Annotated in this window: 9 protein-coding genes and 1 pseudogene; 5 read left to right on the forward strand and 5 right to left on the reverse strand. The window is 42.2% G+C overall.

Annotated features, from left to right (window positions below; all coding sequences use genetic code 11):
• Window positions 1-21 precede the first annotated feature (21 nt).
• From pspF to DFP80_RS07050, 5 genes are all read left to right on the forward strand, one after another.
• Window positions 22-1,023: a phage shock protein operon transcriptional activator gene (gene pspF, locus DFP80_RS07030; protein WP_113916097.1), complete on the forward strand. Its 1,002-nt coding sequence runs from the start codon at window positions 22-24 to the stop codon at window positions 1,021-1,023.
• A gap of 192 nt (window positions 1,024-1,215) precedes the next feature.
• Entirely contained in the window at window positions 1,216-2,067 is an 852-nt protein-coding gene (locus DFP80_RS07035; protein ID WP_113916098.1) for an ABC transporter ATP-binding protein, read from the forward strand.
• Between the two features lie 24 nt (window positions 2,068-2,091).
• The gene (locus DFP80_RS07040) at window positions 2,092-3,075 is read left to right on the forward strand and encodes an ABC transporter substrate-binding protein (RefSeq protein WP_113916099.1); all 984 of its coding nucleotides are present in this window, start codon (window positions 2,092-2,094) and stop codon (window positions 3,073-3,075) included.
• Between the two features lie 59 nt (window positions 3,076-3,134).
• Window positions 3,135-4,130: a FecCD family ABC transporter permease gene (locus DFP80_RS07045; RefSeq protein WP_258546978.1), complete on the forward strand. Its 996-nt coding sequence runs from the start codon at window positions 3,135-3,137 to the stop codon at window positions 4,128-4,130.
• Window positions 4,131-4,211: 81 nt separating this feature from the next.
• Entirely contained in the window at window positions 4,212-5,330 is a 1,119-nt protein-coding gene (locus DFP80_RS07050) for a PA0069 family radical SAM protein (RefSeq protein WP_113916101.1), read from the forward strand.
• Window positions 5,331-5,422: 92 nt separating this feature from the next.
• Here DFP80_RS07050 and DFP80_RS20980 read toward each other — a convergent pair whose 3' ends face one another.
• From DFP80_RS20980 to DFP80_RS21055, 5 genes and pseudogenes are all read right to left on the reverse strand, one after another.
• Window positions 5,423-6,736, reverse strand: coding sequence for a methyl-accepting chemotaxis protein (locus tag DFP80_RS20980; RefSeq protein ID WP_113916102.1), 1,314 nt, complete (start codon window positions 6,734-6,736; stop codon window positions 5,423-5,425).
• Entirely contained in the window at window positions 6,726-9,302 is a 2,577-nt protein-coding gene (locus DFP80_RS07060; RefSeq protein WP_113916103.1) for an EAL domain-containing protein, read from the reverse strand. Before DFP80_RS07060 ends, DFP80_RS20980 begins: the two co-directional genes overlap by 11 nt.
• A gap of 120 nt (window positions 9,303-9,422) precedes the next feature.
• On the reverse strand, window positions 9,423-9,734 hold the full coding sequence (locus DFP80_RS07065; protein ID WP_113916104.1) for a helix-turn-helix domain-containing protein: 312 nt from the start codon (window positions 9,732-9,734) through the stop codon (window positions 9,423-9,425).
• A 301-nt stretch (window positions 9,735-10,035) separates the two neighbouring features.
• On the reverse strand, window positions 10,036-10,575 hold the full coding sequence (locus DFP80_RS21050) for a methyl-accepting chemotaxis protein (RefSeq protein ID WP_373962364.1): 540 nt from the start codon (window positions 10,573-10,575) through the stop codon (window positions 10,036-10,038).
• A 6-nt stretch (window positions 10,576-10,581) separates the two neighbouring features.
• A pseudogene (locus tag DFP80_RS21055) lies at window positions 10,582-11,349 on the reverse strand (PAS domain-containing protein); the annotation flags it as partial.
• Window positions 11,350-11,420: the final 71 nt, after the last annotated feature.

Genomic DNA, 11,420 nt, shown 5'->3' on the forward strand with positions numbered 1-11,420 from the left:
TTAAAAACAACCGATAATCTTATGAAAAATAATCAAAGAGTCATTGGCAGCTCTCAAGCTCTGGCAGATGCACTTGATCATGCTTCGATTCTAGCTGAGATTAATCGGCCTATTTTGATCTGTGGTGAACGAGGCAGTGGCAAAGAACTCATCGCAGAGCGATTGCATTATCTATCACCGCGATGGGATAAGCCTTTTATTAGCATCAACTGCGCAGCCATTAGTGACAGCTTGATGGAAAGTGAATTATTTGGTCATGAAGCAGGTGCTTTTACTGGCGCAACCAAGGTATATCAAGGTCGATTCGAACGTGCTGATGGTGGCACCTTATTCCTCGACGAACTTGGAACCATGTCATTAAAAGTCCAAGAAAAGCTATTACGACTCATTGAATATGGTGAGTTCGAACGGCTCGGCAGCGCAAAAACCCAACGAGTTGACGTTAGAATTGTCGCAGCCACCAACGAAAATTTACCGAGCCTTAGTAAACAAGGCGCCTTTCGTGCAGACTTACTCGACCGCCTTGCCTTTGATGTCATTCAAGTCCCCCCCTTGCGAGAGAGAAAAGAAGACATTGAAGAATTAGCGAGTTTCTTTGCCGTAAAACTTAGCACTGAGCTAGGCTGGGAGTATTTCCAAGGGTTTACCCCTAAAGCTCTAACATCATTAAAAAATTATGATTGGCCTGGCAACATTCGAGAGCTTAAAAACGTTATTGAACGCTCGGTTTATCGCTGTGGTTTCCAAGACGAACCCGTTGAAAAAATCGTAATCAACCCTTTTACTCGAGCAAATGAAGAAGCAAGCAACAACCTCATCAATACACAAGCAGACACAATAGAATCAAAACCGTCTGGCTTTTCCCTTAATTCATCTTTGAACTTGAAAGAACAGGTTTTTCAACTACAACAACATTTAATTCAGCAAGCTCTTAATGAAAATCAACATAACCAACGACTCGCCGCTCAATCTTTGGGGCTCACTTACGATCAATTTAGAGGTTTGCTCAAGAAGCTCAAATAATTTTTTAGCTATTTGAGCAAACCTTCTTATTCCATCACATTGAATTTTCACATGTGAAGATGAAAATTCACCAGTCAACAAGCCTTGTTACGCCAAACGTCCTTCCGTATAGTCAGCTTTTTTAAGGGCAGATTGTGTCCATACCCATTTGTGTTATATTATAACACTTAAGTATTACGGAACCCTATCGCCTTGACCAACCAAACCATTAATACTCCGACCAATAACGGCCAACAAGACGATACTTCTTACGCGTTTTTTTCTGGCTGCCAGCCCGCAGGCATACAGTTAAACGACGTCGCTTGGTCGCCTTATCGTGACAAAACCTTGCTCAAGCCAATAACCGTCACGATTCACCCTGGCGAGTTTCTGGCGATTGTTGGGCCGAACGGTTCCGGAAAAACCAGCTTATTACGCTGTCTTTATCGTACCAATAAACCAACTAAGGGCACGGTTTTACTTGATGGCCAAGATTTATGGTCCTTGTCACCGCGCCAATGCGCCCAACGCATCGCTACCGTGTTACAAGACACTGGCAGTGAATTTGGCCTAAGCGTTTTTGAAATGGTAGAAATCGGTCTGACGCCAAAATCCCTTGTTTGGGGACGCTCCGACGAAGACTCCCAAATCGTCGATAGTGCACTCGCCTTACTTGATGTGGCACATTTAGCCGATCGCTCTTTTGACTCTTTGTCTGGCGGCGAACGCCAACGAGTGATGATCGCCAGAGCGTTGGCGCAGCGCCCTGATGTACTTATTCTCGATGAACCAACCAATCATCTCGACATTCGCCACCAGCTTGATGTGTTGGCCTTATTAGCAAAACTGCCTTGTACGCTTATTGTGTCATTGCACGATTTGGCCCTCGCCTCCGCTTACGCTGATCGTGTTTTAGTAATGCAAAACGGTGAAATGCAGGATTGCGCGCCACCCAATGATGTCTTTACCAAGCAACGTATAAAACAAGTATTTGATGTGGACACCATTATTGATGAACATCCCATCACGCAACGACCCAGATTTTCTTTTTTTATTAACGATTAACGAAATGATTAACAGGACAAACACATGACAACGAACGTCAATACACGCACCAAACGCACATTGCTATTCGTTGGCGGAGCATTACTCATGCCTTTACAGACAGGTTTGGCCAATGCTTCTGGCTACCCTGTTACGGTACAAAGCTGCGACCGAGAGGTCACGTTTGAGCAAGCGCCAAAAGCCGCGGTATCAAATGATGTGAATCTAACCGAGATGATGTTGGCCCTTGGTCTACAGGATCACATGGTCGGCTTTACCGGTGTTTCTGGCTGGAAAACCCTAGACCCAACGCTACGAAATGGCATAGGTGAATTAAAAGAATTATCCCCCAAATACCCAAGCAAAGAAGTCCTATTAAGCGCCGATGCGGACTTTTATTTTGCGGGTTGGAACTACGGCATGCGTGTCGGCGGTGGCGTCACACCTGACACCTTGGCACCGCTTGGCATCAAGGTTTACGAGCTAACCGAAAGCTGCATTCACATCATGGACAAACCAAAAGTTTCCATGGATGACCTTTATGTGGATTTACTCAACCTAGGTCGTATTTTTGACAAAGAAGAAAAAGCCCAAGCCTTAGTAAAAGGTTATCAACAAGACCTTGCGAATTTCCAAGACAATCTCAAGCCACTAAAAACAGCACCGAAAGTCTTTGTTTACGACTCCGGTGAAGAACAGCCTTTTACCTCTGGTCGCTTCGGCATGCCAACCGCTTTAATCGAAGCGGCGGGGGGCAGAAACATCGTCGATGACGTACAGAAGAGCTGGACACAAATTGGTTGGGAAGCGGTTATTGACCGATCTCCAGAAGTAATTGTCATCGTTAACTATGGTGACGTGACCGCAGAGCAAAAGATCAATTTCTTACGCAGCAACCCTGCCTTTGAAAATATTCCGGCAGTAAAAAACAACCACTTTGTGGTACTGGAGTACGTCGAGGCAACGCCTGGGCCGCGTAATATTAATGCAATTAAACGCTTAGCTGAGGCTTTTAGAACCGCGTTATGAAAGCAGGCCAGAAAAAGCTAACCATCATGGGACGCGTTCCCTTGCCTACTTTGCTAATCATGCTGAGCATCTTACTACTGCTGTTAATGGGAGTGGCAATTGGTGTGGGTTCCGTGTCCATTAGCCAGTCCACTGTGTGGAGCGTGATCGGCCATAAACTGTCGATCACCAACACGCTTCCTAACTGGTCGATGGGGCGCGAGAACATCATCTGGGCCGTTCGCTTGCCGCGCACACTGCTTGCCGCCATGGTCGGGGCCGCCTTGGCGATTGTCGGTGCAGCACTGCAATCCGTGACTCGCAATCCTTTGGCTGATCCGCATTTATTGGGTGTGTCTTCTGGTGCGGCGTTAGGCGCGATTATCGCCTTGCTCCACACTGGCATGATTCTAGGCGTGGTTACGGTTCCCGTGTTTGCTTTTCTTGGCGCCTTAGGCGCGATGTTTTTAGTCTTGGCCGTCGCGAACTTTTCCTCGGCACACAGCGCGGGACGTTTGATTCTCGCCGGTGTCGCCGTCGCCTTTGTACTGACAGCCTTGGGAAATCTGTTCATTTTTATGGGCGATCATCGCTCATCTCATACGGTGATATTCTGGATGCTCGGCGGCTTAGGGCTGGCTCAGTGGGGACAACTTTGGTTTCCACTGGTCACGCTTTTATTAGGTTCCGGCTATCTGATTTACAACGCCCGTTATCTAAACGCCATGACACTTGGCGATGAAAGCGCCAGCACCTTGGGCGTTCCAGTCGAACGCTTCCGCCTGATCGTGATTGTTGTCTGCGCGCTGCTGACTGGCGCGGCAGTGGCTTTTTCTGGTGTCATCGGCTTTGTCGGCTTGATGGTGCCGCATATCGTTCGCCTGTTAGTTGGCGGCGATTATCGCAAAGTCTTACCTTTATCGGCGCTATTCGGCGCTCTGTTCCTCGTCGCAGCGGACATTGCTTCCAGAATCATCATGCCACCTGAAGACATGCCTATCGGTATTCTCACTGGTCTTGTCGGCGGTATTGCTTTTGTCTTTTTGATGCGACAAAAACGTAATGCCTCTTTGTAGGTTACAAGCAAAAGAAAACTTGCTTTATTAAAATCCAGCGCCCAAAATACTGGTTATATATACAGTGCATTGGGTGTTTTTATGTCTACTTCTTTTACCGATAACAGCGATCAAAAAGGTGAGAAATCCCCTCTAAATAATCCAATCAAGGGGCGCGGTACAGCCAATAATATGGCTGGACGCTTTGCGATCACACTGATTGAAGTCGATGAAAACGACGAAGCGATTGCTTTGCTGGAAACCTCGTCGCCCAAGACAGAAGTTCGCTACGAACGAGCGAAAAGCATCATCAGTCGCAATTCATCTCCTGATATTCCTTTTCGCCTGTCAGTAAACCCTTATAAAGGCTGTGAACATGGCTGCGTGTATTGCTTTGCTCGCCCTACCCATGCGTATTTGGATTTGTCACCTGGGCTAGATTTTGAAACCAAGCTGGTTGCCAAAACTAATGCGGCATTTTTGTTTGAAGAAGAACTGGCTCACCCAAACTACCGATGCGAACCCATTGCATTAGGCATCAATACCGATGCCTATCAGCCTATTGAAAAACAGCTCAAGATCACGCGGAAATTATTGGAAATCGCCTTGGCGCACAATCAACCCATTTCCCTGATCACTAAAAGCACCTTGATACTCAGAGACATAGACTTGCTCACTCAAATGGCAGCAAAAAAGCTCATTCATGTGGCGATCAGCGTGACAACACTGAATAACGATTTAAAGCGTATTTTGGAACCTAGAACAGCATCGGGGAAAACGCGTTTACAAGTGATTAAAACCTTACGCGAAGCTGGAGTTCCTGTATCCGTTTTGGTCGCACCGGTGATTCCTTTTATCAACGATAATGAATTAGAAGAAATCGTCGCTGCTTGTGCAGAAGTTGGCGCGCAATCCATCAACTACATAATGTTGCGTTTACCTCACGAAGTTGCGCCTTTGTTTAGTGATTGGCTCCACCAGCATTACCCAGATCGAGCCGAGCATGTTCTGCAGCGCATCATGGACATGCACGGTGGCAAATTCTACAACGGCCAATTTGGAAAACGCATGACAGGGGAAGGTATTTTTGCGGATTTAATTAACCAACGCTTTCACGTAGCGCGACGCAAATATGGATTGGATGACAACCGCCCAAGCTATCTCGATTGTCGCCATTTCGCCGTTCCGCCAAAAGAAGGTGATCAGATGGCGTTGTTTTAGTTGTTAAAAAAACGATATAATAACAAGGAAAACCCTATAAAAACAAATACTTATAGGGGTGGGACAGATATTAAAGAGTACTTATTGAATAACTATAAATTGTTATTAAATTGGCCTACAGCATCAACAACTCGTCTTGCGCCAACTTGAATGTCATTCATCACATGGCCAGCTTCAGTAGAAAGGTCTAGTGCTTTATGGGCTTTATCCATGCTTTCTTCAATAAGGGATACCGCTTTTTCTGTAAGGTTTTTGTTTTCTCCAACTACCTTGATGATTTCTTCCGTGGCCGAACTGGTTCTAGAAGCAAGCTGTCTAACTTCGTCAGCCACCACGGCAAAACCTCGACCTTGCTCGCCTGCTCTTGCTGCTTCTATAGCGGCATTTAGAGCCAGTAAGTTAGTTTGGTCTGCAATACCTCGAATACTTTCCACCAAATTTGCCACTTTCAATGATTGAGTATTCAGCTCAATAATACCTTTACTCGCATCGCCCATTTGCTTAGACAACTCATCCATTGTTTGAATCGTAGATTCGATGACTTGCTTACCTGTAACTGCATCTGCATCACTTTTCTTAGAAATGTCATAAGCGATTTCAGAGGTTTCAGACACTGCAAATTCACGATTCATCTGCTCTGTGATAACCGTAGCAAACTTAGCGACTTTATATAACTCGCCACTCTCATCGTGTATTGGATTATAAGATGCTTCTAACCACACTGCATTCCCATAGCTATCGAAACGTTTAAAACGTTCAGAAACAAACTGGCCTGATCGAAGTTGACACCAAAAATCTTGATATTCTTGCGACTCAACTTCTTTGCTATCACAAAACATTTTGTGATGTTTTCCAATGATCTGACTTTTTGTATAGCCCATACTTTTAAGAAAGTTATCATTGGCATTTAAAATGATGCCATCTAAATTAAACTCTATCACGGCAGTAGAACGATTCAATGCCGCCAGCATGTCTTCATCTTCTTTAGATCGAGAGATTGTTCGTGTAAGTTCCGCAGAATAAACCTCTAACAGAATCTTACCCTCCACTTGCTTTCTCGGCTGAATTATCGAACGATACCACGCTTCCTTACCCTGCTTAGTCTCAAGCTGTAACGCACCATGCCAGTGTTTTTTTCCACTAATAGCAGACAACATCTTTTGGCAATGATCTTTGTTTAAAGACTTGCCAAGAATGAAGTCTTTAATGTTTCTACCTGTTAATTCAGTTTTTTCAAAACCACAGGACTTTATGAAAAGCGTATTTGCGTCGACTATTTTTCCATCCGAGTCGATAGAGAAATATAGCATTTCTTTTCTCAGATCATCCTGAGTCTCTTGGAAAGAGAAAAGCTCTTTTTCCAATTCATCAATTTGAGTTAAGAACTTTTTATTGCTAAACAACATATTCTTCTTCCTTGGGAGTCATAATTTCTGTCTGAGAGTTTTTCAACCAAGCCTCTATCTCGATAGAATTGAGTGGCTTAGAAAATAAAAAGCCTTGCGCAACGTGATAGCCTTGACCTTTTAAAATATTAAACTGTCCATTACTTTCAATACCTTCTGCGACAACATCAAGCTTCAGGCTTTCACCTATTTGCAAAACCGCTCGGCTTAATGCCTGACTAGTGCCATCCACCTCAATTTCTGATACAAAGCTGCTATCTAATTTGAGTTCTTTAATAGGGATTTTTCTTAGATAACTCAAGCTTGAATAGCCGGTTCCAAAATCATCAATGGAAAAGCCAATCCCTTGACTATGAATATCATGAAGAACTTGCATGGTGCTTGGGTTCGTATCAAGTAAAACACTTTCTGTTAACTCTAATGTAAGGTCTGATGACTGAAGATTATAATGTTCTAACTCACTCACAATAAGATTACAAAGATCAATGTTATGGAAATTAAGAGGTGATAAATTCACTGATATCGTAGGAATAGCTATCCCTTTATTGCGCCAAACAGACATTTGTCTACAGGCTGTTTTTAGAGCCCATCTGCTTAGGTCACCAATAAGGCCACACTCTTCGGCCAAAGGTATAAATTTACCAGGCGAGACAGCACCAAACTTAGGGTGATTCCATCTAGCCAATGCCTCAACACCATACAATTTGCCTGATTTCATATGAATTTGAGGCTGATAATTTAACTCCAATTCCTCATTCAAAATAGCTTTCTGAAGCTCAACTTCCAGCTCCTGTCGTTCCAGAGCTAATTGGTTTAATTCATGGCTAAAAAATGAAAAGCGTCCTTTACCAGCTATTTTTGCTTGATACATTGCCATATCAGCCCGATGAATAAGAGTACCTATATCGTGACCATCTTCAGGAAAAATACTGACACCGATACTCGCAGAAGGTGTCAATTTGGTTTCATCTACATCTATGGGTTGAGAAATAAAAAGCCTTAGCTCTTCAATGAAATGATTAAGTTCATCTGCTCCTTTACCTAAAATAATCAGAAGAAATTCATCACCAGACAAACGGCCACAAATATCTAAATTTACGCATTTTTGCTTTATTCTTCCGGCAACCTCTATTAGTAACTTATCTCCAGCAGGATGCCCCAAAGAGTCATTAACTTGCTTGAAACGGTCTAAATCTAAAAAAAGAACAGCCAAATGCTCTTTATTCTGATTAGCCTCCCTCAAAGCCTGCTCGGCCTTAGCATGAAGCATGCTACGATTCGGTAATGTTGTTAAACTATCGTAGTAAGCAAGATGTCTAATATTTTCTTGCTGCTTATCTCTTTCTATCGCTAAAGCACATAAGGGTGCAAGAATATTAACCAACTGGATTTCTAACAATGAAGGTGGTTTATTGTCTTTCCGATAAAAAGCAATCACACCAATCGAGTCCTTCTTATTTCCTTGAATAGGGAATGACCAACAACCTTTATAACCAAACGGTAAAATTTTTTCTCGATATTCTTGCCATAGCGGGTCATTTTCAATATCAGTAACCAACACAGGTTTCCCGCGATATGCGGCGGTACCTGAAGAAGCAACGGATTCACCAATTCGAATATCCTGTAAAAGCTTTCCATACTCATTCGGTAAATTAGAAGATGATAATAACTGCAAACAATTATTATCATCTACTTTCAGTATAGCTGGCGTGATATCACCAATGATCCTGCTTACTTCATGACAAGCAGATTCCATAATAATCTCTAGTGGCTCATCTCTTGCTATAGCACCAAGAATTCGGGCATGGAGAACTTCATGTAGTTTAGTTTTTGTTATTTCAGAAAATATAGTGACAGTATGAGTCAGCTCACCTATCTCATTAAAAACGGGATTGCTCATGACAGAGCACCAAAGCTTCTGGCCACTCTTCGTTTGAATAAGCTCATCCACCTTGATTGCCGTGCCATTTTTTAACGTGGTATGTACTTTAGCTATCTGATTGTCGCTAAAATGAGGGGCAATAATCGATATCGGAGTACGACCTAAAACATCATCACTCTCAAACCCTAAAATACTCGAGAAGCCTTTATTAACATAAACAACACGCCAAGACGCATCTGTAATAAGAATGGCATTATCCGTTTTGTCTGTCACCAAAGAGAGCATCTCTACGCGTTTTCTTTCAATGACCGCAGCGGTCACATCTTGAACAAAAGCCGTGTATAAATTTTCTCCATCTACGGTTACTTTTGAAATAGACATGGAACCCCATTTTGTAGAGCCATCTTTACATACTATTTCCACATCACGATTAGTGCCTACAATTTTATTCTTACCGGTATCACGGTTAGCGTTAACGTATCGGTCATGATTTGGTTTTATATGATCAGGGACGAGGATTTTGACATTTTGTCCAATGACCTCTGTTTTTGTATAACCCCACAAATTCTCCGCTGCACGATTATAAAAAATGATGTCGTTTTTTGCATCTATAACTACAACACTATCCATAGCTTGCTCAAGTGTTTCCACAAATATATCTGACAACAATTTTTTAGCTGGCATAAGTCCTCTTTATACAAACGACATCCTTAGAAAAGGACAATTTTTTATTATATAGAAATAATAATTAGAACTAGTTCTATATGATTTCTTTCAATTTATTACCATAATCTATTACTACTTTTATTTTTCATTATCTTTGATCATACCAATAAGTTTTTTCTTCATAGCTTCGTCCAAATTAGATATGAGACAAGCGAGTTCAGCACTCAAGTTATCTTCACAAAAGAAGTAATTTAGCGGGACATCAAGCTCCTTAGCTAACTTTCGAAGCGTATCAATATCGGGAACATGTCGGCCTTTTTCATAGTGATTCATACGACCGCTTGCTGAGCTTTCATCCATGCCGATTCTTATCCCTAATTGTTTTTGAGATACACCGAGTTTTTTTCGAGCTTTATTAAGTCGCTCTGGTATTGGGTTATATTGCAACATTCGCTCATTTTTCAGGCCTCAGACACTTAGATTGTCTAAGTTTTACTTATTTTTGTATACTTAGCAATCCTAAGCTTCTTGAATTCTATTGTTATTACATCGCTATTAGAAGAGCTAACGCCTTCGATCTAGCACTTTATAACTCGAAAAGAGGGAGGGTTGCGCTTTACTGAATAAACTGAATGACCAAAGAACACATCAATAAAATTTATAGGAACAATCGGCCGTTTTATAAAAAGACCTCTTAAACATCATTAGGCTTAAAAGGTCTTGAGGTAGAAGTGCTTAAATTGAGTACCGTTTACAGCTTAGTATTAAACTGGCTCACTGCATCAACCACTTGTCTTGCACCAACTTGAATGTCATTCATCACATGGCCAGCTTCAGTAGAAAGGTCTAGTGCTTTATGGGCTTTATCCATACTTTCTTCAATAAGGGATACCGCTCTTTCTGTAAGGTTTTTGTTTTCTCCAACTACCTTGATGATTTCTTCCGTGGCCGAACTGGTTCTAGAAGCCAGCTGTCTAACTTCGTCAGCCACCACGGCAAAACCTCGACCTTGCTCGCCTGCTCGTGCTGCTTCTATAGCGGCATTTAGAGCCAGTAAGTTAGTTTGGTCTGCAATACCTCGGATGCTTTCCACCAAATCTGCCACTTTCAATGATTGAGTATTCAGCTCAATGATTCCCTTACTTGCGTCACTCATTTGCTCTGACAGCTCATTCATTGTCTGAGTAGTCGATTCAATAACACTAATACCTTTGAGTGTATTTTCATCTGTTTTCTTTGAGATATCGTAGGCAATTTCAGAGGTTTCAGAAATTGCAAACTCTCTCTCCATTTGATCAGTGATGACTGTCGCCAGCTTTATCACCTTGTAGAGTGTGCCGCTGTCATCATGGACAGGGTTGTAAGACGCTTCTAACCAAACAACATTGCCATTGCTATCAAAACGCTTAAATCGATTGGAAACAAACGCTCCTGAACGCAAACTTTGCCAGAAGTCGCGATAGTCTTGAGATTCGACTTCTTTCTGATCACAGAACATTTTATGATGCTTGCCAATGATCTGATCTTTCGAATAGCCCATACCTTTAAGAAAGTTGTCGTTGGCATTTAAGATGATGCCATCTAAGCTAAATTCAATCACCGCAGACGAACGATTCAATGCCGCCAACATGTCTTCAACTTCTTTAGATTGGGAAATTGTTCGGGTGAGCTCAGCGGCATAAACCTCTAAAAAAACCATACCTCCTGCGACGCTTTTCGGCTGAATAGTTGCTCTATACCAGACTTCTTTGCCATTCCTATCTTCAATTTGCAAAGCGCCATGCCAATGCTTTTTCTCCTGAATAGCTGACAACATTTTTTTGCAATGATCTTTCTCTAATGACTTACTCAGTATCAATTCATTAATGTTTTTGCCAATTAACTCAGTTTTCTCAAAGCCAGAAGACTTTGTAAAAAGCGTATTTGTGTCTACTATTTTTCCCTCTGGCGTCATTGATAAATACAACATTTCTTGCCTAAGATCGGCTTGGGTCTCTTGAAAAGAAGCAAGCTCTGCTTCCAACTCAGTTATTTTGGTCAATAATTTGTTGTTACCAAACAGCATTTGCTTCTTCCTTAAGGATCACAATTCGACATTTATAGAGGCATTTATAAAAGAGTAGCGGATGTTTCCCA

This window comes from Marinomonas rhizomae (genome assembly GCF_003315485.1).
GTDB lineage: Bacteria > Pseudomonadota > Gammaproteobacteria > Pseudomonadales > Marinomonadaceae > Marinomonas > Marinomonas rhizomae.